Source organism: Nocardioides sp. zg-1228, from assembly GCF_017086465.1.
Taxonomy (GTDB): Bacteria; Actinomycetota; Actinomycetes; order Propionibacteriales; family Nocardioidaceae; genus Nocardioides.
On sequence record NZ_CP070961.1, the window covers coordinates 374,991 to 399,048 of the forward strand.

Genomic DNA, 24,058 nt, shown 5'->3' on the forward strand with positions numbered 1-24,058 from the left:
ACCCGGCCCCGGCCCCGGTGCCGGTGCCGGTGCCAGAGCCCGGCGAGACGGGGGACGAGGACGACCAGATCAGTGGCCAATTGGCCGCCAGCCTGCTCGACCTCGTCACCGATGCCTCGTCGCCGGAGGCCATCGAAGCCCAACAGATCATCATGCGCAGGATCGCCCTCGAGGGCGACATCGTCCCATCACGAGTGCCGGCGCCCCGCAACATCACCGAGATCGGCGGCTATCTCAACCTGCTGGAGTCACTCGGGCAGAGCGACATGGAGCTCCAGACTCTTGCCGGCATCCTGGGGATCGCGGGACCCAGCACGCTGCAAGGCCTCGTCAACGCGGCTCCGGTACTGAGTCTCGTGCCCTTGCCCAACGACCGGCCGACCGGCCAGCCGCAACGCACGCTGCCCGTCTCCTTCACGGTGCGCAGCGACTTCGTTGCGGCGCTGGTGGTGGCACTCTCGACGGTCCGCTCCGCCGGCGGAGCTGTCCCATTCCTCGCGGCTCCTCCGAGCCTGCCCCGGCGCAGCCTCGGGGCGCCCACGCCGTCGGACGCGCTGCCCTATCTCGGTCGTACGCTCACGCTTGCTGCGGACTACGCGATGGGCGACCCGGCACACGACGTCCTCGTGCTGGCGCGTGCCAGTAGCACGTCCGAACCGTACCGCGTCGCCAGTGGTCTCGGCGGGACTGGAAATGCTCCGGCGACAGACATAGAGGCCCTTGTGTGCACCCCTGACTCCTGCCAACCGGTGCCCGTGACCGGTGCCCGGATCCTGTATCTAGCGCCCGTGCTCGCGAACGCCGGCTTTTATCCCGACGAACCTCCCCCACAACCGAGCTCCGAGACCGACCATCGATGGGCTCGCTTCACGAATGCGACCGGACTCGTCTCCGGTGCGTCCAACCTGGGTGATGAGCTTGCCCTGCTCTACTCGTGGGAGACGATGGTCTCTAGCGTGTTTGCGGACGCGCTCAGTTGGGTTTGGGATGGATCCGCCTTCGTGCCGCCCGGATCGGCCCCCAGCCCGACCCCAGACCCCGGTGGTGGACCCGGTGGTGGACCCGGTGGTGGACCCGGTGGTGGACCCGGTGGTGGACCCGGTGGTGGACCCGGTGGTGGACCCGGTGGTGGACCCGGTGGTGGACCCGGTGGTGGACCCGGTGGTGGACCCGGTGGTGGACCCGGTGGTGGACCCGGTGGTGGACCCGGTGGTGGACCCGGTGGTGGACCCGGTGGTGGACCCGGTGGTGGACCCGGTGGTGGACCCGGTGGTGGACCCGGTGGTGGACCCGGTGGTGGACCCGGTGGTGGACCCGGTGGTGGACCCGGTGGTGGACCCGGTGGTGGACCCGGTGGTGGACCCGGTGGTGGACCCGGTGGACCCGGTGGTGGACCCGGTGGTGGACCCGGTGGTGGACCCGGTGGTGGACCCGGTGGTGGACCCGGTGGTGGACCCGGTGGTGGACCCGGTGGTGGACCCGGCGGTGGACCCGGCGGTGGACCCGGCGGTGGACCCGGCGGTGGACCCGGCGGCGCACCCGGCGGCGCACCCGCCCCTGTGGTCCCCATCGGTCCAAGCGACGTCCCCCACTCCTGAGCCGCTACCGGCGATCGACCGCAGCGGGTCCGGGGGCATGGTGGGCCGGCTCAATTCGGTCGGACCCGCTGGCGCGGCTCATTGCCGCCCGAGTCGGTCATGCGTGTAGGGCGACGGGGTCGACATGGCCCGCGATAGCGAGCATTCCAGCAAGTGCACTGCCCGGATGGTGGCTGGCGCGTGCAGCGCCGCTGCTCAAGGTCGGGAATCGAGCCTTGACCCGGTCGAAGAAGACCGATGAGCCGATTCCGGCCAACGCTCCTGTGACGCCGCCCCCGGTAGTCGCGTCAATGCCGACGCCGGCGATTGCCGGGATGATCAGAAACACCAATGCGGACCTTGTCGCCTTGTTCTCCCGACGAAGGATTTTGTTGTAGTCCTTGACCAGTGCGCCGCGAATGGGCCGTATGTCCAGAGTTGAGTCCAGGGGCATGTGTACGTCGGACCCGTCCTGAGGATCGCGGCCTGGCGCCGCGACGGCTATAGCGTGACTGTGAGAGTGAGTCCTTCTAAGCCGACGCGGTCTGGGGTGGGGACGGAGCCAGCACTCCGGCCGAACGCGCACAGCTTGACGCGGCGGCGATCCACGCCCATGCGCAGCGCCCGTCGCGGCGCGGTAGGCCGCCGGCAACGCGTCGGGCGCCACCACGCAGCGCCGGTCGAGGCGTTCACGCGTGCGCCCTCGACACGGCACGCCGGCCGCGCGGCGCTTTGCCGGTTCGCTCGCCTTGAGTGAACGTTCACATTCCGCGCAATCGCGGCATCCGGACCCCTTGACCTACCGAATGTTAGCGCTCACACTCGCAGCATGTGACACCAGTCACACGGGCGAGCAGCCCCTTTGATGTGGAGGAACGACAGTGGTGAAGAAGACCTTGGTCGCCGCGGCGGCGATCTCTTTGAGCACCTTCGCTCTGAGCAGTTGCGGAAGCGACACCGACGCGGCCTCGGGGTCCGACAGCGGCAGCGACGACGGCAAGATCACGATGGGATTCGCCCAGGTGGGCGCCGAGAGCGGCTGGCGCACGGCCAACACGAAGTCCATCCAGGAGTCGGCCGAGGCCGAGGGCGTCGACCTCAAGTTCACCGACGCCCAGGGCAAGCAGGAAAACCAGATCCAGGCGATCCGGTCCTACATCCAGCAGAAGGTCGACGTCATCGCCTTCAGCCCGGTCGTCGAGACCGGCTTCGACGCCGTCCTCCAGGAGGCGAAGGCCGCCAACATCCCGGTCATCCTGACCGACCGCGCGGTCGACGTGGAGGACACGTCGCTCTACGTGACGTTCCTGGGCTCCGACTTCGTGCTGGAGGGCGAGAAGGCCGGCGAGTGGTTGGTCGAGAACGCCAAGGACGCCGACGTGGACGGTGACGGCACCATCAACGTCGTCCAGCTCGAGGGCACCACCGGCGCCGCTCCGGCGATCGACCGGGCCGAGGGCTTCGCGTCCAAGATCGGCGCCGACGACACGATCAAGGTCACCGCGTCGCAGACCGGCGACTTCACCCGTGACGGCGGCAAGCAGGTCATGGAGTCGTTCCTGCAGTCCGACGACTCGATCGACGTCGTCTTCTCGCACAACGACGACATGGGCCTCGGGGCGATCGAGGCGATCGAGGCCGCCGGCCTCGAGCCCGGCAAGGACATCCAGATCATCACGATCGACGCGGTCAAGGACGGCATGCAGGCCCTCGCCGACGGCAAGATCAACTTCATCGTCGAGTGCAACCCGCTGCTCGGGCCCCAGCTGATGGACCTGGCCGCCAAGGTCCTCGACGGTGAGGAGGTCCCCGAGCGCGTCGTGACCGAGGAGACCACCTTCACCCAGGAGCAGGCCAAGGAGGCACTGCCCGACCGGCAGTACTGATCCGCAGCGCGGCCCGCGCCACCCGCGGGCCGCGCCGCCCCCCGCCCCCCGCCCCCGGGGAGCAGCACGGCATCAGCCCCAGAGGCCGGAGAGGCCCGGGAGGCCCGAGAGGAACGAGATGACCCAGATGAGGACGCAGCCGGAGCACGGCGCTCGGCCCGGGACGGACCGGCAGCCCGTGATCGAGATGCGCGACATCTCCATCACCTTCGGCGCCGTCCGCGCCCTCGACGGGGTCTCGGTGCGGCTGTTCCCCGGCGAGGTGCACGCGCTGATGGGCGAGAACGGCGCGGGCAAGTCGACCCTCATCAAGGCGCTCACCGGCGTCTACACGATCGACTCCGGCACGGTGCTCGTCGACGGGGAGGAGCACGAGTTCTCCTCGCCGGCCGCCTCGCAGGCCGCGGGGATCAGCACCGTCTACCAGGAGGTCAACCTGGTGCCCAACCTGACGGTCGCGGAGAACATGCTGCTCGGCCGGGAGCCGCGCCGCCTCGGCGCGGTCCACGTGCGCGAGATGAACCGCCGCGCCCGCCGTACGCTCCTTCACCTCGGCATCGACATCGACCCGCGCACGGCCCTCGACGAGCACCCGATCGCGGTGCAGCAGCTCGTGGCGATCGCCCGCGCCGTGGACGTCGAGGCCAAGGTGCTCATCCTCGACGAGCCCACCTCCAGCCTGGACGCCGAGGAGGTGGAGAAGCTCTTCACCGTCATGCGCCGGCTGCGCGACGAGGGCGTGGCCATCGTCTTCGTCTCCCACTTCCTCGACCAGGTCTACGAGATCGCCGACCGGATGACCATCCTGCGCAACGGCACGCTGGTCGAGGAGCGGATGGTCGCCGAGACCAGCCAGCTCGAGCTCGTACGCCTGATGATCGGTCGCGAGCTCGAGGTGCTCGACCGGCTCGACCGCGCCGCCCCGCACACGGACGCCGAGTCCGGCACCTCCCTGCTGAAGGCGGTGGGCATCGGACGCAAGAACACGCTCGAGGCCACCGACCTCGAGCTCTTCGAGGGCGAGGTCGTCGGCATCGCCGGCCTCCTGGGCTCGGGCCGCACCGAGCTGGCGCGGCTGCTCTTCGGCGCCGACACCGCCGACAGCGGCGAGCTGTCGGTGCGCTCCACCCGGCGCAGGCTCCGCAGCCCGCGCCACGCCATCGACCGCAACATCGCGTTCTCCAGCGAGGACCGCAAGGCCGAGGGCGTGGTCGGCGACCTGACCGTCGCCGACAACATGCTGCTCGCCCTGCAGGCCTCCCGCGGCTGGCTCCGCCCGATCCCGCAGGCCACGCGGGCCCGCCTGGTCAAGGACTACATCGAGGCCCTCGACATCCGACCGGCCGACCCCACCGCCCTGATGCGCAACCTGTCGGGAGGCAACCAGCAGAAGGTGCTGCTGGCCCGGTGGCTGATCACCCAGCCGGAGATCCTCATCCTCGACGAGCCGACCCGCGGCATCGACATCGGCGCCAAGGCACAGATCCAGGCCAAGGTCGCCGAGCTCGCCGCGCAGGGGCTCGCGGTCGTCTTCATCTCCGCCGAGCTCGAGGAGGTGCTGCGCCTCAGCGACCGGCTGGTCGTGATGCGCGAGCGTCGCAAGATCCACGAGCAGACCAACGACGACGTCAGCGTCCGCGACGTCCTCGAGATCATCGCGGGCGAGGCCCGCGAGGAGGGGCCGATCCGTGCCTGAGTCCCCGACCCGCGCGCAACGGGTGCTGCGCCACCCGCTCGTGTGGCCGGTGCTCGCGCTGCTGGTGCTGCTGCTGGTCAACGTGATCGCCAAGCCGGCGTTCCTCGACGTGCGGATGCAGGACGGCCACCTCTACGGCAACCTCGTCGACATCGCGCGCAACAGCGCGCCGGTGATGCTCGTGGCCCTCGGCATGACGCTGGTCATCGCGACCCGGGGGATCGACCTGTCGGTCGGCGCCATCGCGGCCATCGCGGGAGCGGTCGCCTGCACGCGGATCATCGGCGCCGGCGACGAGGCCGCGCTCGGCACGGCCGTCGCGGCGATGACCTACGCCATCGTCGTGTGCATCGCGCTGGGCGCCTGGAACGGCTTCCTCGTCTCCGTCCTCGGGATCCAGCCGATCATCGCGACGCTGATCCTCATGGTCGCCGGGCGCGGCATCTCGATGGCGATCACCGACGGCCAGATCACCACCGTCAACAACCCCTGGTTCAGCGACCTGGCCTCGGGCTTCGTGCTGACGCTGCCGCTGGCCTTCCTGGTCGCGGTCGGCATGGTGCTCCTCGCCGCGGTCCTCACCCGGCGCACGGCGCTCGGCATGCTGATCGAGGCGGTCGGCATCAACCCGGAGGCCAGCAGGCTCGCCGGCGTGCGCGCCCGCACCATCATCTGGACCGTCTACGCGTTCTCCGGCCTGTGCGCAGGCCTCGCCGGCCTCGTGATCGCGGCCAACACCAACTCCGTCAACGCCAACAGCCTCGGCCTGTGGATCGAGCTCGACGCGATCCTCGCGGTCGTCATCGGCGGTACGTCGCTGATGGGCGGGCGCTTCTCGCTGGCGGGCACCCTCATCGGCGCGCTCTTCATCGCGACCCTGACCCGCACGATCCCCAACATCGGCATCCCCTCGGAGGTCAACTACCTCTTCAAGGCGATCGTCGTCATCGCGGTGTGCCTCCTCCAGTCGCCGAAGGCGCGCGCCCTCCTGCGCGTGCGTCGGCCGGGAGCGCCCACCCCCGTCCTCGCGAAGACAGGTTCCGCCCGATGAGCGCCGTCACCGTTCCGCCCGCATCGATCTGGGACCGGGTCCGGACCTACCGCCCGCCCCAGCGCTACCTGCCGATCATCGCCACCGCGGCGCTGTTCCTCGGCCTCTACGGCCTCGGTGGGCTGCGCTACGACGGACTCACCGACCCCCAGGTGCTCATCAGCCTGCTGATCGACAACGCCTTCCTGATCGTCCTCGCCGTCGGGATGACCTTCGTGATCCTCACCGGCGGCATCGACCTCTCGGTCGGCTCCGTCGTGGCGCTGTCGACGATGATCGCCGCCAAGACGCTGGACCTGGGCTGGTCGCCCTACCTGTCGATGGTCACCGTGCTCGCGACGGGCACCCTCCTCGGGCTGCTGATGGGCCTGCTCATCCACTACTTCGACATCCAGCCGTTCATCGCCACGCTCGCGGGGCTGTTCCTGGCCCGCGGGCTCACCTACCTGATCAGCGTCGAGTCGATCTCCATCAAGGACCCCACCTTCACCGAGCTGGCGTTCAGGACCGTGTGGATCGGCGACTACTACATCCGGTGGACCGCCATCATCGCGCTCGTCGTGGTCGCCGTCGCTGCCTACGTCCTGGCGCGCACCCGCTTCGGCCGCACCGTCTACGCGATCGGCGGCAACGAGAGCTCGGCGATGCTGATGGGCCTGCGGGTCGCGGCCACCAAGGTCGGCGTCTACGTGATCAGCGGCTTCTGCGCCGCGCTGGCCGGCCTGCTCTTCTCCCTCTACATCCTGTCGGGCAACAGCCTGCACGCCATCGGCATGGAGCTCGACGCGATCGCCGCGGTCGTCATCGGCGGCACGCTGCTGACCGGCGGCCGTGGCTACGTCCTCGGCTCGCTCCTCGGCGTGCTGGTGCTCGGCATCATCAAGACCCTCATCGCCTTCGACGGCACCCTGAGCTCCTACTGGATCCGCATCATCACCGGCGTGCTGCTCCTGGCGTTCGTGGTCGTGCAGCGCTTCGCCACCAGGCGTCGGGCATGACCGAGTCCTCACCCACGCCGGACGCAGTGCCGGCGCACCAGCGACGTACGCCGGTCATGGCCGACGTGGCCAGGCTGGCCGGGGTCTCCCACCAGACGGTCTCGCGGGTCATCAACGGGCAGAGCAACCTGCGCCCGGCGACGCGGGAGAAGGTCGAGGACGCGATCCGCCAGCTCGGCTACCGCCCCAACACGGCCGCTCGCGCACTGGTCACCCGCAGGTCCGCGACCATCGGCGTCATCGGCTCCAAGAGCGGCTACTGGGGTCCCTCGACCGTGCACCGCACCATCCAGGCCGCCGGCCGCGCCGCGGGCTACTTCGTCAGCTCGGCCAACCTCCAGAGCCTGACCCGGGAGGAGCTCGTCGACGCGATCGACCACCTGCGCAACCAGGGCGTCGAGGGCATCGTGCTGATCTCGGCCACCGACGACGCGGTCGGCGTCGCCCGGGCGCAGGAGCAGTGGGGCGTGCCGGTGGTCGTCGTCGAGGGCGACCCGCAGAAGGCCCGCTGGACCGTCGGCGTCGACCAGGTGGCCGGCGCCGAGCTCGGCACGCGCCACCTCGTCGAGCTGGGCCACACCGACATCGTCCACCTCGCCGGCCCGCAGGACTGGACCGAGGCCCGCGCCCGCCTCCAGGGGTGGCAGAACGCGATGTACGCCGCCGGGCTCCGTCCGTCCCAGCACGTCACCGGCGACTGGTCGGCCGCCAGCGGCTTCGAGGTGGGGCGCGAGATCGCGACCGACGAGGAGGTCACCGCCGTCTTCTGCGCCAACGACCAGATGGCCCTGGGTCTCCTGCGGGCGCTGAGCGAGGCAGGCCGCACCGTGCCCGACGGGGAGCGCGGCGTGAGCGTCGTCGGCTTCGACGACATCCCCGAGGCGCCCTACCTCATCCCGCCGCTGACGACCGTCCGACAGGACTTCGAGGCCGTCGGTCGTCGGGCCATCGAGATCCTGCGCGCCGCCATCGCCGACGAGCCCGCCCCCGACCGACTCATCAGGCCCGAGCTCGTGGTGCGAGCCAGCAGCGCCGCACCCGTCGAGAGGACACCCTCCCCATGACCGACCGCACCGAGCAGTACGTCGTCGGCGTCGACTACGGCACCCTCTCGGGGCGCGCCGTCGTCGTCCGCGTCTCCGACGGCGCGGAGCTCGGCACCAGCGTCCACCCCTACCCGCACGCGGTGCTCGAGCGGTCGCTGCCCGCCCATCTCGCCGGCACGGAGCGCCCCCTGGCACCGGAGTGGGCCCTGCAGGTGCCCGAGGACTACCGCGAGGTGCTGCGCGTCGCCGTCCCGGCCGCCGTCGGGGCCGCCGGCATCGACCCCGCCCGGGTGATCGGGATCGCCACCGACTTCACCGCCTGCACGATGGTGCCGACCCTCGCCGACGGCACCCCGCTCAACGAGGTCGACGGCCTGGCCGACCGGCCGCACGCCTACGTCAAGCTGTGGAAGCACCACGCCGCCCAGGGCCAGGCCGACCGGATCAACGACCTCGCCCGCGAGCGCGACGAGCGCTGGCTGCCGCGCTACGGCGGGCTGATCTCCTCGGAGTGGGAGTTCGCCAAGGGGCTGCAGCTGTTCGAGGAGGACGCCGACCTCTACGACCGGATGGAGCACTGGGTCGAGGCCGCGGACTGGATCGTGTGGCAGCTGTGCGGCGCCTACGTCCGCAACGCCTGCACCGCCGGCTACAAGGGACAGCTCCAGACGTTCGAGGGCCACGACGGCGCCTACCCCTCGCCCGACTTCCTCACCGCGCTCGCGCCCGGCTTCGGCGACTTCGTCACCGACAAGCTCGAGCACCGCATCGGCGCGCTGGGCGAGCGCGCCGGCGCGCTGACCGCGGAGGCCGCGGCGTGGACCGGCCTGCCCGAGGGCATCGCCGTGGCCGTCGGCAACGTCGACGCCCACGTCACCGCGCCCGCCGCCCAGGCCGTCGGCGCCGGCCAGATGGTCGCGATCATGGGCACCTCGACCTGCCACGTGATGAACGCCGAGGTGCTGCGCGAGGTGCCCGGCATGTGCGGCGTCGTCGACGGCGGCATCGTCGACGGGCTCTGGGGCTACGAGGCCGGCCAGAGCGGGGTGGGCGACATCTTCGGCTGGTTCGCCGAGCACGGCGTGCCCGCCTCCTACACCGCGGCCGCCGCGGCGGCCGGTGAGTCGGTGCACGAGCACCTGACCCGGCTCGCCGCCGGGCAGGAGATTGGTGAGCACGGGCTCGTCGCGCTCGACTGGCACTCCGGCAACCGGTCGGTGCTCGTCGACCACGAGCTGTCCGGGCTGGTCGTCGGCCAGACGCTCGCCACCCGGGCCGAGGACGTCTACCGGGCGCTGCTCGAGGCGACCGCCTTCGGCACGCGCATGATCGTCGAGACCTTCCGCGACAGCGGCGTCCCGGTCGAGGAGTTCATCGTCGCGGGCGGACTCGCCCAGAACGCCCTGCTCATGCAGGTCTACGCGGACGTCACCCGGCTGCCGCTGTCGATCATCGACTCCGCGCAGGGCCCGGCGCTCGGCTCGGCGATCCACGCCGCGGTCGCTGCGGGGGCGTACGACGACGTGCCGAGCGCCGCCAAGCAGATGGGCAAGGTGCGGCGCCACGTCTACGTGCCCGACGAGGCGCGCGCGGCGGCGTACGACCCGCTGTTCGAGCAGTACGTCGCGCTGCACGACCACTTCGGCCGCGCGACCACCACGATGCGGCGGCTCAAGGCGATCCGGCGCGACGCCGTCGCCCGACGCGCCGCTGCGACCACCCACGGAGGAAACCCCGCATGAGCATGACGTCCGTCCCCACCCCCGAGGTCTGGTTCCTGACCGGGAGCCAGGGCCTCTACGGCCCGGAGACCCTGGACCAGGTGGCGTCCCAGTCGCGGGCCATCGCCGATCGCCTCGGCGCGAGCGACGACCTGCCGGTCACGGTGGTGTGGAAGCCGGTGCTGCTCGACGCGGCGTCGATCCACCGGCAGATGCTCGACGCCAACTCCGACCCCGGGTGCGTCGGTGTCATCGCGTGGATGCACACGTTCTCGCCGGCGAAGATGTGGATCGCCGGTCTCGACGCCCTGCGCAAGCCGTTGCTCCACCTGCACACCCAGGCCGGCATGGAGCTCCCGTGGTCCACCATCGACATGGACTTCATGAACCTCAACCAGGCCGCCCACGGCGACCGGGAGTTCGGCTACATCCAGTCCCGCCTCGGCGTCGCCCGCAAGACCGTCGCCGGGCACGTCGACTCGCCGGGCGTCGCGCGGCGGGTCGCGGTCTGGGCGCGCGCGGCGCTGGGTCGCCACGAGCTGTCACACCTCAAGCTGGCCCGCTTCGGCGACAACATGCGCGACGTCGCGGTCACCGAGGGCGACAAGGTCGAGGCGCAGCGGCGCTTCGGCGTCTCGGTCAACACCTACGGCGTCAACGACCTGGTGGCCGTCGTCGACGAGGTCGCGGACTCCGACATCGACAAGCTGGTGGACGAGTACGTCGACACCTACGCCGTCGCGCCCGAGCTGCGGCCGGGCGCCGAGCGCGCCGACTCGCTGCGCTACGGCGCCCGGATCGAGCTCGGCCTGCGCCAGTTCCTCACCGCCGGAGGCTTCGGCGCGTTCACCACCAACTTCGAGGACCTCGGCGGGCTGCGCCAGCTCCCGGGCCTCGCGGTCCAGCGGCTGATGGCCGACGGCTACGGCTTCGGCGGCGAGGGCGACTGGAAGACCTCGGTGCTGCTGCGCGCCACCAAGACCATGGCCGCGGGGCTGCCCGGCGGCACGTCGTTCATGGAGGACTACACCTACCACCTGGTGCCGGGGCAGGAGAAGATCCTCGGCGCGCACATGCTCGAGGTCTGTCCCACCATCACCACCGGGAAGCCGTCGCTCGAGGTGCACCCCCTCTCCATCGGTGGCCGCGACGACCCGGTCCGCCTGCGCTTCACCGCCGACCCGGGCCGCGGCGTCGTCGCCGGCCTGTCCGACCTGGGCGACCGGTTCCGCCTGACGGTCAACGACATCGACGTGGTCGAGCCCGACGCCGACCTGCCGCTGCTCCCGGTGGCGTGCGCGGTGTGGGAGCCCCGGCCGTCCCTGTCGACGTCCGCCGAGGCGTGGCTGATGGCGGGCGCCCCGCACCACACGGTGCTGTCGAAGGCGGTCGGGGTCGAGGCGTTCGAGGACCTCGCCGAGATGACCGGCGTCGAGCTGGTGGTCATCGACGACGAGACGACCCCGCGCAGCTTCAAGCGCGAGCTGCGGTGGAACGCGGCCTACCACCGGCTCGCTGAGGGACTCTGATGTCGGGCCCGGTCTCGGACGACCTCCTGCACGAGGTGCTGGCGGCCAACCTGGTGATCCCGCGAGAGGGCCTGGCCACCCTGACCTGGGGCAACGTCAGCGGCGTCGACCGCGACCGCGGCGTCTACGTCATCAAGCCGTCGGGGGTGCCCTACGACGAGCTCGCCCTCGAGCACCTGGTGCCCGTCGAGGTCGAGACGGGGCGCGTGCTCGCCGGCGACCTCAAGCCGTCGACCGACAGCGAGACGCACCGGCTGCTCTACCTCGAGCACGCCGGTCTCGGCGGCGTCGCGCACACGCACTCGATGTACGCCGTGTCCTTCGCCCAGGCGGGCCTGCCGGTCCCGATGCTCGGCACCACCCACGCCGACACCTTCAACGGGCCCGTGCCGATCACCCGGACCCTCACGGCCGAGGAGTGTGGGCGCGACTACGAGCTCAACACCGGCCGCGTCCTGGTCGAGGCGATGGGGGCGGATGCGCTCGGCGTGCCGGGCGCGCTCGTCGCCGGCCACGGCCCGTTCACCTGGGGTGCGACGGCCGCCGAGGCGGTGGAGCACTCGGTGATCCTCGAGGCCGTGGCCGAGATGGCGATGCGCACCTTGACGCTCAACCCGGCGGCCTCGTCACCCGACCACCTCTTCGCGCGACACTTCACCCGCAAGCACGGTCCGGACGCCTACTACGGCAATCCCGACCGCACCCTCTCGAGCCCTTCCTGATGACTGGAGCAACGATGGACTCACGTCCCCTCCCGCGCACGCCCTTCTCCGCCTCGGTCGTCGGCCTCGGCACCTGGCAGCTCGGCGCCGACTGGGGTGAGGTCAGCGAGCCAGACGCGATGGCCGTGCTGGAGGCCTCGGCCGAGGCCGGCGTCACGTTCTACGACACCGCCGACGTCTACGGCGACGGCCGCAGCGAGCAGCTGGTCGGCCGCTTCGTCCACGCGCACCCCGACGCCGGCTTCACGGTCGCGACCAAGATCGGCCGGCGGATGGACCAGGTGCCGGCCAACTACGTCGAGCCCCACCTCCGCTCCTGGCTCGACCGGTCCCGCACCAACCTCGGCGTGGACACGATCGACCTCGTGCAGCTGCACTGCCCGCCGAGCGAGGTCATCGACGACGACGCGACGTACGACGTCCTGGACCGCCTCGTCGACGAGGGCGTCATCACGGCCTACGGGGTCAGCGTCGAGACGTGCGCGCAGGCGCTCAGCGCGATCGTCCGGCCCGGCGTCGCCAGCGTGCAGATCATCCTCAACGCCTTCCGGATGAAGCCGCTCGACGAGGTGCTCCCCGCGGCCCGGGCCGCCGGCGTCGGGATCGTCGCCCGGGTGCCGCTGGCCTCGGGGCTGCTGACCGGGAAGTACGACCTCGACACCACGTTCGCCGAGGACGACCACCGCACCTACAACCGCGACGGCAGCGCGTTCGACGTCGGCGAGACCTTCTCCGGCGTCGACTACGCCACGGGTGTCGAGGCGGCGCAGGAGTTCTCCGCTCTCGTGTCCTCCTCGGGGCTCGACGTCACGCCGGCCCAGGCCGCGATCGCGTGGGTCTGGCAGCAGCCGGGCGTCTCGTCGGTCATCCCGGGTGCGCGCAACGTGGACCAGGCGCGGGCCAACGCCGCCGCCGGGCAGGTCGGGGAGCTTCCTGCCGCGTTCGTCGACGGCGTGCGCGACCTCTACGACCGGCGCCTCAGGGAGCAGGCCCACGGCCGCTGGTGAGTCCCGCCCCGCGTTGTCGGGTCGACGCTCCGACACCGGATCGTGCGCTGGAACCGCCGCGGTCGGAGGGCCCTCGCCGGCCTCAGCCGTGCGCAGGGCCGGCCAGGGCCAGTGCCTGGTCGCGCAGGCGGGTGGCGCCGATGCTGCCGCTCCACCGCGCGACCTCGGCCGCCAGCAGCCTGGCGCCGTCGACCTCGCCGCGGTCCCGGGCCAGCTCGGCCAGCAGGATCAGCTGGGACAACGTGCTGGACACGGCGCCCGCCCGGGCCGCGCTGGCCGCGGAGTCCTCCCACATCTCCCGGGCGGCCGAGGCGTGGCGGTCCTCGTTGCGGTGGTCGCCCAGGTGCCGCAGCGCCTCGTAGCGGAGCACGTCGTCGGCCGTGTCCTCGGCGGCGGCCAGGCACCGGTCGTAGTGGACAGGCGCCCGATGCCGTTCGCCGTAGAGGTTGTCGAGGACGACGCCCAGGTAGAAGTCCGCCCAGCCCTCGCGGCGCCGGTCGGGGCTGGTGCGCTGGAGTGACTCGACGCGGGCCCGCAGGTCGTCGACCCGACGTCGGTCCCGACCCTCCATGGAGGCGAGGGAGGTGCCGGGCAGGAAGATCTGGGCGATGAACTCGAGACGGGCGGACAGCAGCTCGAGGTCCCAGCGATCGGCCTGGGTCCCGTGGGCCTCGATGACCGGTCGCCGGCGCTCGACGGAGCCGGGATCGGGCGACTCGCCGGTGAGGTAGGCCTCGGCGATGTCGAGCTCGACGAGGACGAGGCACAGGCTCGGGTCCGTCTCGTCGGAGACGGCAGCGAGCGCACGCGCGTCGTCGAGCCGCCCGGCCCGCAGGAGGGCGCGGACGCCGCGCACGAGGGCAGGACACGAGGTGGGCGTCGTCATCTCGGGGACGGTAGTGAGCCACCGGAAGTGACCGCCAGCTAATGGTTCACCCGGATGAACCATCGCTGCGCGACGGGTCCGTGCTGTGCCATTCTCGACTCATGAGGGATGTCGTCGACGAGCACGTCGAGACGTGGGCGCGCGAGCTCCCGGGGCTGGACCCGATCAAGGAGGAGATCCTGGCGCGCATGGCCCGCATCGTGCGCGAGGTCAGCGAGGGCCGTGCCCGCGGCGTCGCCGCCGGCGGGGCGGCGCCCGGGGAGTACAAGACGCTCCTGATGCTGCGCAAGCAGGGCGAGCCCTACCAGCTGAGCCCATCGGCCCTCGCCCGGGTGCTCGGTGTCTCTCGCGCCGTCGCCTCCACCCGCCTCGGGGTCCTCGAGGACAAGGGCCTCGTCCGGCGCGCCCACGACACGCACGACCGCCGCCGCGTCACCGTCGAGCTGACCAGCGCAGGTCACACGCTGGTCGATGCGCTGCTGGAGGGGGAGGAGCGCCGCGAGCGCGACATCCTCCGCCCGCTCGACGAGGACGAGCAGAACGAGCTCGCCGAGCTCCTGCGGCGGGTGGTGCTCCACCTTCCGGTCACCGACTGATCCGGGGCCGCTCGGCGACGCTAGGGGCGGCCCCATGGGAGTCGAAGCGCGGGGATGCCGATGACCGCGACCGCGACGACCGCGCAGGTGGGGTCCGAGGTCGAGCCGCTCGGGCCTCATCGTGCTCGTGCTCGCCCTGTGCGGCACCTCCGTGTCGTTGATGCAGACCCTGGTCGTGCCGCTGCTCCCCGACTTCCCGAGGCTGCTGGGCACGACCGCTGTCGGGCGTGATCTACGAGCTGTTCGACTGGCAGGCGGTGTTCTGGGGCAAGCGACGCCGCTTCAACCTCGTGCTGCCCGACCTCCCCGGCGGCCCGGGCCGCCGGGCGTCTCGTCGGTCATCCCGGGCGCGCGCAACGTGGACCAGGCGCGGGCCAACGCCGCCGCCGAGCAGGTCGGGGAGCTGCCTGCCGCGTTCGTCGACGGCGTGCGCGACCTCTACGACCGGCGCCTCAGTGAGCGGGTCCACGGCCGCTGGTGAGTCCCACGCCGCCCTCCCGACGCGCGTGGGAGGAACGCCGCGCAGGCGGCGTCATGGTGGTGCTGGCGGCTCGTCTGCGTCGGTCCTTCTTGCGGCGCAGGTCCCGGTTCAGCCTTCGGTCGCCGTGGTAGAGGATGCCTTCCCAGTCGACGGGGCCAGGCGTGTCTGGCTTGTGGGTCACCGGACTCGGTGACGCCACGGGCACGAAGAGCCAGTTGACGACCCCCATCGTCATGTCCGCGAGGGAGTTGCGCACGCCGATGTAGGCGCGGATCGCACCGGCAGCCAGGACCGCGTTGAACAGCGCGAACGCCACGTTCCCCCAGTTCTCGTGGGTGTAGCCCCGCCAGGCCGTGATCAACGCGTAGATCACCACCAGGTAGGGCACGAGGACGTGCAGCCCGGGGGCCGCGGTCCTGTTGCGGACCTTGGGAGTGCGTGCAAACGGGATCTTCTCGCCTGTGAATGCCTGCTGCATGGACTTGAGCACGCCGGCCAGGTTGACCGGGAGGAGGACGAGGTTGAAGCCGTAGATCCGCAGCACGTCGAGCCGACGGTGCCCGCTCAGGTGCAGGTCGCTGGCCATGCAGAGGAAGTAGGGCAGGGCGGCGCCGACCACGAGGGGTGAGAGCAGTCGGCCGTCGTAGGGGTAGAACAGCAGCAGGAGGAGCGCGAACGATGCCCATGCGATCGAGGCCATGTAGTTGAACCGAAGGGTGAACTCGCCCCAACCGATGGGAATGCCCGCGGCGGCGCGGGACCTGCGTTGCGCCCAGAACTTGGGAAAGATCAGCAGGCCTCCGTTGGCCCAGCGCCGACGCTGCACCACGAGGGAGCCGTAGTCCGGCGGGGTCGCGCTGTAGCTCAGCCGTTCGGGGTAGTTCATCAAGCGCCAGCCAGCGGCGGCGAGGTCGATGCTCGACTCGGTGTCCTCGATGACGGTGCGGTCCTGGATGTAGGTGCGGATCTCGAAGCCGGCCACCGTCTCGATCTGGACGATGTCGTCGAGCGCGCGCCGGCGGATCACGGCGTTGGCGCCGACCCAGAAGGTGGCGTTGTGGTGGGTCATGCCCTGGTGCAGGATGTGCTGGATGTCGGTCGTGGCTCCGGCGATGCGTTCGATACGGGTGGGCGCTCCCCGGTAGGAGGAGTAGGGGGTCTGGGCGATCGCGACGTCATGGTTCTCGGGCTGCTCCAGGAAGTAGACCAGCCGCAGGCAGTAGTCGCGCAGGAGCTGGGAGTCGGCGTCGAGGGTCAGCACGTACTCACTGCCCGGAACGGTGATGTCGCCGGCCTGCGCATCGCTCGCGGACACCTCGACGAGGATCGTCCCCTCCGCCGACGGGGTGGGCCGCCAGGAACGGCCCATCAGCCCGAGGTAGGCATTGATGTTCATCGCCTTGTTGGCCTCTTGGGACAGCGACGCATAGCTCTTGCGCTCGAAGCTGTCCAGCTTCGCTCCGAAGATCCAGGTCAGCCGACGGTGCAGCTCACGGAGCCGAGTCGCCGACATCTGCCCTCCCTGGTCGAGGGCCGCCTCGATGGCCAGCAGCGACAGGCGGAGCTCGCTGGCCAGTCCCACGAGGACCTGGTCGACGAAGAACTCCGCGACGTGGTCGGCCACCACTTCCTCGTCGGCCATGTGGTCCAGCCACTCGGCAGCGGCGCGGTACTCCGCCGCGAGCGCGGCCAGCTGGCTCGAGCTGGCGAACGGCGCGTCCCCCAGCTCCCGGTGCGCCGCCCCGTACGCGGCAGCCGCCCGGGCGTGGGGCACGGCCATCGCCTCCTCGATGTCGCCGATCAGCCCCCGTGTGGCGTTCAGCCGCTCACGGTCGACGGGGTCACTGGGAGAGGGCGGGTCGTCGATCAGGAGCACCACGCGGAGGTCGGGATACTCCTGCAGCGCCGCGCTCCACAGGGTGAGTCGCACGATGTCCGGTTCCTCGGCGTAGGACGGGATGAGGACAGTGAGGGAGTCGTGGCTGTCGTCGAAGTGGCCGTCCAGGAGACCGCGCGGCACGCGCTCATGGGTCCGGAACCTCGTGAGCGCCCCTTGACGAGCGACGAGATACATCAGGGCCGAGAACGTCAGGGCGGTCACCACGGTGACGTAGGAGAGCGCCTCCATGGTGAAGCGGAATCCACCGACGTCGTTGAGGAAGTGCCGCACGACCGACGAGACGACGTACGCCAGCCAGAACAGGCACGTCGCGGTGATCGCGATCCGACCCCAGGTCAGCTTCGCAGTGCTCGGCCGGGGGTGGACGATCGGCAGCGGCTCGGAGCGGCGCTCCGAGCCCCACTGCCGCCGGCGTCGAGGCACGTCGTGGGTGTCGGTGGCATCGCGCGCCGGGGTGGTGGTGGCTGACATCTCGAAAACGCTCCCCGCACAAGAAAGTGGATTGTCGTGCCGGCCCCCCGGCGCGCCTCGTAGGGTAATCACAGGCGAGCGAGGGCGCGCTGAAAAGGCCGGATCCACAGCGCGCGCGGGGGAGTAGAGAGTTGCAGCTGGTCCAGGGACGACGTTTGTCGTGGAGCCGTGTGACCATCGTGCTGGTGGTTGCTGCCGCGTTGGCGTTCGGCTCCATGCGGGGTTGGGGCTGGTTCCAGGATGCTCGCGTGGAAGTGACCCAGGACTCGTGGTTCGCCGGCTACGTCGACGTGACCGCGACGCCGTCCCTGACGTTCGAGGAGCCGCAGGACGGTGCGGGCGTCAACGCGGTGCTGTCCTTCGTCGTCGCGGCAGCCAGCGACGCCTGCACCCCCTCGTGGGGCACCTATTACTCACTGGCGGAGGCCGACGAGCAGCTCGACCTGGACCGGCGGATCGCGCGACTGCACCAGCTCGGTGGGACCCCGATGGTGTCCTTCGGCGGACAGGCCAACGCTGAGCTGGCGACGTCGTGCTCCGAGGTGGGCGACCTGTACGACGCCTACCACGCGGTGGTCCGGCGATATGACCTGCAGGTCATCGATCTCGACATCGAGGGCGAGGCGCTGTCCGACACGGCCGCCAACGAGCGTCGTGGCGCGGCCATCGCGCGCCTGCAGGACGAGACCGGGGTCAAGGTGTGGCTCACGCTCCCCGTCGCACCCGACGGCCTCACCCAGGACGGACTCGAGGTCGTACGAAGCATGCTCCGCGCCGAGGTCGACCTCGCAGGAGTCAACGTCATGACCATGAACTTCGGGGACAGTCGCGGGCAGCGCCAGACCACCGGGGAGGCTGCAGTGGCGGCCTTGAACAGCACCCACGACCAGCTCGCCCAGCTCTACGACGACGCTGAGCAGCGCCTCACCGAAGCGCAGCTGTGGCGAGCGCTCGGCGCCACTCCGATGGCGGGACAGAGCGACGTGGAGGGCGAGGTGTTCACCCTTGACGACGCCCAACACCTCAACGCGTTCGCCGCGAGCAAGCGCCTCGGACGCCTCTCGCTGTGGTCGCTCAACCGTGACCGCGAGTGCAGCAGCAACTGGCCCGACGTCACCCAGGTCTCCGACTCGTGCAGCGGGGTGACGCAGAGCCCGGGCGAGTACGTGCGGGTGCTGTCCCGCAGGCTCGATGGCGCCCCGGTCCCCGAGCCCACCGCAGTCCCCCCCAGCCCCCTGATGACGGATGATCCCGCCACGAGCCCCTACCCGATCTGGGATGCCGACACGGTCTACGTGGAGAGCCAGCGGGTCGTCTGGAAGCGCAACGTCTACGTGGCCAAGTGGTGGACCAGCGGCGATGTGCCGGACGACCCGACCGTCGCGGCATCTGCGACGCCGTGGCGACTGGTCGGCCCCGTGTTGCCGGGCGAGACCCCCGAGCCCACTGCCAGCGTTCCCGCCGGGACCTATCCGAAGTGGAACGCCCGGCAGGTCTACGAGGCGGGCGACCGGGTGCAGTCGGGTGGCACGGCCTACGTCGCACAGTGGTGGACCCAGGGGGTCAGCCCGCAAGCACCCTCGACCGTCGACACTCCGTCCCCCTGGCGGCCGCTGTCGGCGAAGGAGGTCGCTGCAGCCTCCCCGTCCACGCGCAGTGCGCGGTGACCTGACACCCGATCCCCGACCCGACCCCCGAGCCGCCGCCACACCTGAGACCGCCCGCCGACCTCGGCCACGTCGTCAGGACGGATCGGGGCCGAACAGGCATCGTCCGCGGACGCGACTAGGGTCGCCCCCATGCGAGCGGACGTGCGGGGATGCCGATGACCGCGACCGCGACGACCGCGCAGGTGGGGTCCGAGGGGTCGAGCCGCTCGGGCCTCATCGTGCTCGTGCTCGCCCTGTGCGGCACCTCCGTGTCGTTGATGCAGACCCTGGTCGTGCCGCTGCTGCCCGACTTCCCGAGGCTGCTGGGCACCACCGCCGACAACGCCTCGTGGCTGGTCACGGTCACGCTGCTGACGAGTGCGGTGGCCACGCCCATCCTGTCGCGCCTGGCCGACATGCACGGCAAGCGCCGCATGGTCGTGGTCTCCCTCCTCGTGCTGCTGGCCGGCTCGTTGCTCGGTGCGGTGAGCGACTCACTGGCCGTGCTCATCGTGGCTCGTGCCATGCAGGGTTTCGCGCCTGCGCTGATCCCGATCGGCATCTCGATGATGCGCGACGAGCTGCCGCCGGAGCGGATCGGTGGTGCCGTCGCCCTGATGAGCGCGACGCTGGGCATCGGGGGTGCGGTGGGGCTGCCGCTGTCGGGCGTGATCTACGAGCTGTTCGACTGGCAGGCGGTGTTCTGGGGCAGCGTGGCGATGTCCACGGTGATGCTGGCGCTGGTCATGCTGGTGGTGCCGGAGTCGGGGGTCAGGACGCCCGCCCGGTTCGACTGGACCGGCGCGGTGCTGATGTCCGTCGCGTTGACGTCCCTGCTGCTCGGCATCTCCAAGGGTGGCTCCTGGGGCTGGACGTCGCAGTGGACCCTCCTGTCCTTCACCGTCGCGGTCCTCTTCTTCGCGCTGTGGGCGCCGTGGGAGCTGCGCACGGGCGAGCCGCTGGTCGACCTGCGCACCTCGACGCGGCGCCCGGTGCTGCTCACCAACATCGCCTCCCTGCTCGCCGGTTTCGCGATGTTCACCAACCTCCTGGTCGCCACCCAGCAGCTGCAGATCCCCGCCTCCACCGGCGTCGGGTTCGGCCTCGACGTCACCGAGGCGGGCCTGGCGATGCTGCCCGGCGGCGTGCTGATGGTGCTGATGGCGCCGGTCTCGGCCTCGATCACCCGCCGGTTCGGCGCCCGGATCACGCTCGTGGCGGGTCTGTGCATCACGGGCTTCGGCTACGTCGTCCGCGTCCTGCTCGACGCCAGCCTCGCCCAGCTCGTGATCGGGGTGTGCATCGTCTCGGTCGGTATCGCGGTGAGCTTCGCGGCGATGCCGGTGCTCATCATGCAGTCGGTGCCGATCGGCGAGACGGCTGCCGCCAACGGCCTCAACACCGTCGTCCGCGCCATCGGCACGTCCACCTGCTCGGCGACGGTGGCCGCGATCCTGGCCGCGGGAGTCGTGGCCGGTGACGCCTATCCGTCCGAGGCCGCCCTGCACTCGATGAGCTGGCTCGCCGCGGTGGTCGCGTTCGCCGCTGCCGGGGTCGGGTTCATGATCCCGGCCCGCATCGCTCCCGTCCTCGCCGGTGCCCCGGAGGTGCCCGGCGCGCCGGCGGCCGGGGTGCGCGGCGACGCCGTGCGCCGCGCGGACATCGGCGCCGAGGTCGTCGTACGAGGTCGGGTGCAGCGCCCGGACGGCAGGCCGGCGCGACTGGCGGTGGTCTCGATGCTCGACCACAGCGGGCGCCAGGCCGACTGGGCCCGCACCGACAACGACGGCCGCTGGTCGGTCGTGCTGCCGGGCGCCGGCGAGTACCTCGTCATCTGCTCCGCCGAGGGCTGGGCGGCGCGCTCGGAGCTGCGCCAGCTCGCGCCCGACGCCGTGCCCGTGCTGCACCTCGACCAGCGGCTCACGGTCGCGGGGGTGATCTCACGTGGCGGGTGGCCCCTCAGCGACGCGCTCGTCGTGCTCACCGACTCCTCCGGCGAGGCCGCCGGCGCCACCCGGACCGACGAGGAGGGCCACTACGAGATCGGGATGCCGCCGCTGGGTCGCTACGTCCTCACCGCGCTCGACCCGCGCACCGGTGCCGCCGAGTCCGAGGACGTGGTGATCAGCGCCCAGCGACGCCGCTTCAACCTCGTGCTGCCCGACCTCCCCGCGCGGGCGGGTGACGGCGGCACCGCGTAGCCCAGCCGCACGGCTCAGGCGGGGGAGCGCACCATGCTGTTGCTGTGGAGGAGCGTGAGCCGCGCCTTCACGCTGAGCAGCGTCTCGATGATGAAGTCCTCGCGGCCGTTGGTGAGGCGGCTGATCGGGACGGACACGCTCAGGGCGTCGACGCTGTTGCGGTCGAAGGGGAGGGCGACGGCGAAGCACCGCACGCCGATGCACGACTCCTCGCGCTCCACGGCGTAGCCGGCGACCGCCGCGGTCTCGACGATCTCGAGCAGGCGCTGCTTGTCGGTCGTCGTGTGCGGCGTGAGTGCGCTGATCTCCTCGGGGATGAGCTCCTCGCGCACGGCCACGGGCTGCTCGGCGAGGATGGCGCGGCCGAGCGCCGTGGAGTACGCCGGCAGCCGCCGGCCCACTGCCGAGTGCATGCGGAGCGGGTGGATCGACTCGCGCTTGGCGGTGTAGACCACGTCGGCGCCGTCGAGGCGGCCGAGGTGGACGGCCTCCTCCGTCGCCGCGCTGATCTCGTCCATGCACGAGCTCGCGCGCGCCAGCACGGGGTCGCCGTCGAGGTAGGCCGAGCTGACGATCAGCGCGTGGATGCCGACCTGGTAGACGCTGCCGGTCGGGTCGGTCTGCACCCATCCGCGCGCCGTCATGGTGCGGAGCAGCGCGTGCAGGCTGCTCTTGGGGATGCCGAGTCGAGTGGCGAGCTGCAGCTGCGTGCCGGGCCCGTTGGTGGCGAGGTCGTCGAGCACGTCCAACGCGCGTGCCGCGGACTTGACCGGGGCGCTGCCCGAGGGCGTCGGCGCGGCAGATGGGTTCATGGCGGGTCGCCTCTTCTGTGATGGGTTCGGGAGCAGCCACTGCCGCCACCGTCGGGGGTGCGTGCACCCCTGTTGACAAGAGTTTACATACATGGACGGTTCACGTACATGGATTGATTTCTTGGTGTTGACCTGTGATGGTGCTCACGCTAGCGTCCTTCCCAGTTCAGCCACGGGAACGAAGTTCAGAGACGCGAGGAGTGTCCACAAGTGATCCAGGTTCGCTATTCCACGTCACCGTCGGGAGCCGAGACGGCGACCAGCGCCGACCTGCGCGACAACTACCTCTGCGAGGACCTGTTCCGCGACGGTGAGGTGCACGGTGTCTACACGCACGACGACCGGATGGTCATCGGCGGCGCGGTCCCGGCCGGGGGGCAGCTCGACCTGCCCGCGTGGGACGTGCTCGGCGCCACCTCGCACCTCGAGCGCCGCGAGCTGGGCGTCGTCAACGTCGGCGGCGACGGGCACGTGCTGGTGGACGGGGAGAAGTTCGAGCTCGGCCACCTCGACGGCATCTTCGTGGGCCGCGGCAGCGACGTCTCCTTCACCGGCACCGACGCGGCGTTCTACTTCGTCTCGGCGCCCGCGCACGCCACCCACCCCACGACGTTCCTGAGCCACCAGGACGTCGAGCCGCTCTCCCTGGGCAGCGCCGACAGCGCCAACGAGCGCAACCTCTACCGCTACGCCTGGGGCCAGGAGCTCCAGACCTCGGTCCTCCAGTTCGGCCTCACCGTGATCTCCGACGGCTCGGTCTGGAACACCTTCCCCCCGCACCTGCACGAGCGTCGCACCGAGGTCTACCTCTACGTCGACCTCGACGAGGACGACCGCGTCTTCCACTTCATGGGCGAGCCCGGCGCCACCCGCCACCTGGTGGTGCGCAACCGCCAGGCCGTCATCTCGCCGCCGTGGTCCATCCACTCCGGCGCCGGCACCGGGTCCTACGTCTTCATCTGGGCCATGGCCGGCGAGAACAACACCTACACCGACCTGACCCCCGTCGACGTGGCCGACCTGTGACCACCCTGACCGCGACCTCGCGTCGTTCCCCGTTCGACCTGCAGGGCAGGACGGCCGTCGTCACCGGCGCCGGTCGTGGCCTGGGCCAGGCGGTGGCCGTCGGCCTCGCCGAGGCGGGCGCCGACCTGGTGCTGCTCGGACGCCCCGGCAGCCAGGACGCCACGCGCGAGGCCGTCGAGGCGCACGGTCGCGAGGCCGCGGTCCTCGACCTCGACGTCTCCGACCACGACGCCGTGGCCCGGGTGGGCGCGGAGGTCGCCGCCGCGCGCCAGGTCGACATCCTGGTCAACAACGCCGGCATCATCGAGCGCGAGGACACCGTCGACCTGACCCCGGAGTCCTGGCAGCGCGTCGTCGACACCAACCTCAGCGGACTGTTCTTCCTGTCCCAGCACATCGGTGCCTCCATGGTGGAGCGCGGCCGCGGCAAGATCGTCAACGTCGCCAGCCTGCTCGCCTTCCAGGGCGGCATCCGGGTGGTGTCGTACGCAGCGAGCAAGCACGGCGTCGCCGGGATCACCAAGGCGCTCGCCAACGAGTGGGGCCCGGCGGGCGTGCAGGTCAACGCCATCGCGCCGGGCTACATGGCCACCGACAACACGACCGCGCTGCGCGAGGACCCGGACCGCTCGCGGTCCATCCTCGAGCGGATCCCCGCCGGACGGTGGGGCACCGCCGCCGACATCGCAGGCGCCGCCGTGTTCCTCAGCTCCTCCGCCGCCGACTACGTCAACGGCCACGTGCTGGTCGTCGACGGTGGCTGGATGGCCCGCTGACCGACCCGTCCCCGACCCGGACGTCCA

At 71.1% G+C, this 24,058-nt stretch carries 20 protein-coding genes; 16 read left to right on the top strand and 4 right to left on the bottom strand.

What is annotated here, in order from left to right:
* Positions 1–1,044 precede the first annotated feature (1,044 nt).
* On the top strand, positions 1,045–1,707 hold the full coding sequence (locus JX575_RS01825) for a hypothetical protein (RefSeq protein WP_206054477.1): 663 nt from the start codon (positions 1,045–1,047) through the stop codon (positions 1,705–1,707).
* Here the strand turns inward: JX575_RS01825 and JX575_RS01830 are convergent.
* Positions 1,696–2,031, bottom strand: coding sequence for a hypothetical protein (locus JX575_RS01830; RefSeq protein WP_186340002.1), 336 nt, complete (start codon positions 2,029–2,031; stop codon positions 1,696–1,698). The two genes, JX575_RS01825 and JX575_RS01830, sit on opposite strands and share 12 nt — an antisense overlap.
* Positions 2,032–2,461: 430 nt before the next feature.
* Between JX575_RS01830 and JX575_RS01835 the strand changes: the two genes are divergently transcribed.
* The 9 genes from JX575_RS01835 (at position 2,462) to JX575_RS01875 (ending at position 13,233) form a co-directional block, all read left to right on the top strand.
* Positions 2,462–3,463, top strand: coding sequence for an ABC transporter substrate-binding protein (locus JX575_RS01835; RefSeq protein WP_206054478.1), 1,002 nt, complete (start codon positions 2,462–2,464; stop codon positions 3,461–3,463).
* 118 nt (positions 3,464–3,581) lie between these two features.
* Positions 3,582–5,159: a sugar ABC transporter ATP-binding protein gene (locus JX575_RS01840; protein WP_241005295.1), complete on the top strand. Its 1,578-nt coding sequence runs from the start codon at positions 3,582–3,584 to the stop codon at positions 5,157–5,159.
* Complete coding sequence (locus tag JX575_RS01845) at positions 5,152–6,210, top strand: ABC transporter permease (RefSeq protein WP_206054479.1); 1,059 nt, start codon at positions 5,152–5,154, stop codon at positions 6,208–6,210. The genes JX575_RS01840 and JX575_RS01845 overlap by 8 nt, the downstream gene beginning before the upstream one ends.
* Positions 6,207–7,208 (top strand): galactofuranose ABC transporter, permease protein YjfF, encoded by a 1,002-nt coding sequence (yjfF, locus tag JX575_RS01850; RefSeq protein WP_186340004.1) that lies wholly within the window; start codon positions 6,207–6,209, stop codon positions 7,206–7,208. Before JX575_RS01845 ends, yjfF begins: the two co-directional genes overlap by 4 nt.
* Entirely contained in the window at positions 7,205–8,272 is a 1,068-nt protein-coding gene (locus JX575_RS01855; RefSeq protein ID WP_206054480.1) for a LacI family DNA-binding transcriptional regulator, read from the top strand. Before yjfF ends, JX575_RS01855 begins: the two co-directional genes overlap by 4 nt.
* Entirely contained in the window at positions 8,269–9,996 is a 1,728-nt protein-coding gene (locus JX575_RS01860) for a ribulokinase (protein ID WP_186340005.1), read from the top strand. Before JX575_RS01855 ends, JX575_RS01860 begins: the two co-directional genes overlap by 4 nt.
* 2 nt (positions 9,997–9,998) lie before the next feature.
* On the top strand, positions 9,999–11,504 hold the full coding sequence (gene araA / locus JX575_RS01865) for an L-arabinose isomerase (RefSeq protein ID WP_186340396.1): 1,506 nt from the start codon (positions 9,999–10,001) through the stop codon (positions 11,502–11,504).
* On the top strand, positions 11,504–12,226 hold the full coding sequence (gene araD, locus JX575_RS01870) for an L-ribulose-5-phosphate 4-epimerase AraD (protein ID WP_186340006.1): 723 nt from the start codon (positions 11,504–11,506) through the stop codon (positions 12,224–12,226). Before araA ends, araD begins: the two co-directional genes overlap by 1 nt.
* Before the next feature lie 14 nt (positions 12,227–12,240).
* Positions 12,241–13,233 carry an aldo/keto reductase gene (locus JX575_RS01875; RefSeq protein WP_186340007.1) on the top strand — a complete coding sequence of 331 codons (993 nt, stop codon included), beginning with the start codon at positions 12,241–12,243 and terminating at the stop codon, positions 13,231–13,233.
* Between the two features lie 82 nt (positions 13,234–13,315).
* On the opposite strand, the gene JX575_RS01880 is transcribed toward JX575_RS01875, so the two are convergent.
* Positions 13,316–14,119, bottom strand: coding sequence for a hypothetical protein (locus JX575_RS01880; RefSeq protein WP_186340008.1), 804 nt, complete (start codon positions 14,117–14,119; stop codon positions 13,316–13,318).
* 101 nt (positions 14,120–14,220) lie between these two features.
* Here JX575_RS01880 and JX575_RS01885 point away from each other — a divergent pair, with 101 nt between their 5' ends.
* Both JX575_RS01885 and JX575_RS19755 read left to right on the top strand, forming a co-directional pair.
* Positions 14,221–14,715, top strand: coding sequence for a MarR family transcriptional regulator (locus JX575_RS01885; protein ID WP_186340009.1), 495 nt, complete (start codon positions 14,221–14,223; stop codon positions 14,713–14,715).
* 358 nt (positions 14,716–15,073) lie between these two features.
* A complete protein-coding gene (locus tag JX575_RS19755; RefSeq protein ID WP_260988513.1) occupies positions 15,074–15,196 on the top strand; it encodes a hypothetical protein in 123 nt (40 codons plus the stop codon).
* Here JX575_RS19755 and JX575_RS01890 read toward each other — a convergent pair.
* Complete coding sequence (locus JX575_RS01890) at positions 15,168–17,567, bottom strand: glycosyltransferase family 2 protein (RefSeq protein WP_186340010.1); 2,400 nt, start codon at positions 17,565–17,567, stop codon at positions 15,168–15,170. The two genes, JX575_RS19755 and JX575_RS01890, sit on opposite strands and share 29 nt — an antisense overlap.
* Positions 17,568–17,815: 248 nt before the next feature.
* On the opposite strand from JX575_RS01890, the gene JX575_RS01895 reads away from it, so the two are divergent.
* The gene (locus JX575_RS01895; protein WP_206054481.1) at positions 17,816–19,234 is read left to right on the top strand and encodes a carbohydrate-binding protein; all 1,419 of its coding nucleotides are present in this window, start codon (positions 17,816–17,818) and stop codon (positions 19,232–19,234) included.
* A gap of 158 nt (positions 19,235–19,392) precedes the next feature.
* Positions 19,393–21,417, top strand: a complete 2,025-nt coding sequence (locus JX575_RS01900) for an MFS transporter (protein WP_186340012.1) — start codon at positions 19,393–19,395, stop codon at positions 21,415–21,417.
* A 14-nt stretch (positions 21,418–21,431) separates the two neighbouring features.
* Here the strand turns inward: JX575_RS01900 and JX575_RS01905 are convergent, their stop codons facing one another.
* Positions 21,432–22,229 carry an IclR family transcriptional regulator gene (locus tag JX575_RS01905; RefSeq protein ID WP_186340013.1) on the bottom strand — a complete coding sequence of 266 codons (798 nt, stop codon included), beginning with the start codon at positions 22,227–22,229 and terminating at the stop codon, positions 21,432–21,434.
* A 210-nt stretch (positions 22,230–22,439) separates the two neighbouring features.
* Between JX575_RS01905 and kduI the strand changes: the two genes are divergently transcribed.
* Both kduI and kduD read left to right on the top strand, forming a co-directional pair.
* Positions 22,440–23,255, top strand: a complete 816-nt coding sequence (gene kduI / locus JX575_RS01910) for a 5-dehydro-4-deoxy-D-glucuronate isomerase (protein ID WP_186340014.1) — start codon at positions 22,440–22,442, stop codon at positions 23,253–23,255.
* Positions 23,252–24,031 carry a 2-dehydro-3-deoxy-D-gluconate 5-dehydrogenase KduD gene (gene kduD / locus JX575_RS01915; protein WP_186340015.1) on the top strand — a complete coding sequence of 260 codons (780 nt, stop codon included), beginning with the start codon at positions 23,252–23,254 and terminating at the stop codon, positions 24,029–24,031. The genes kduI and kduD overlap by 4 nt, the downstream gene beginning before the upstream one ends.
* The last annotated feature ends 27 nt before the right edge of the window (positions 24,032–24,058 follow it).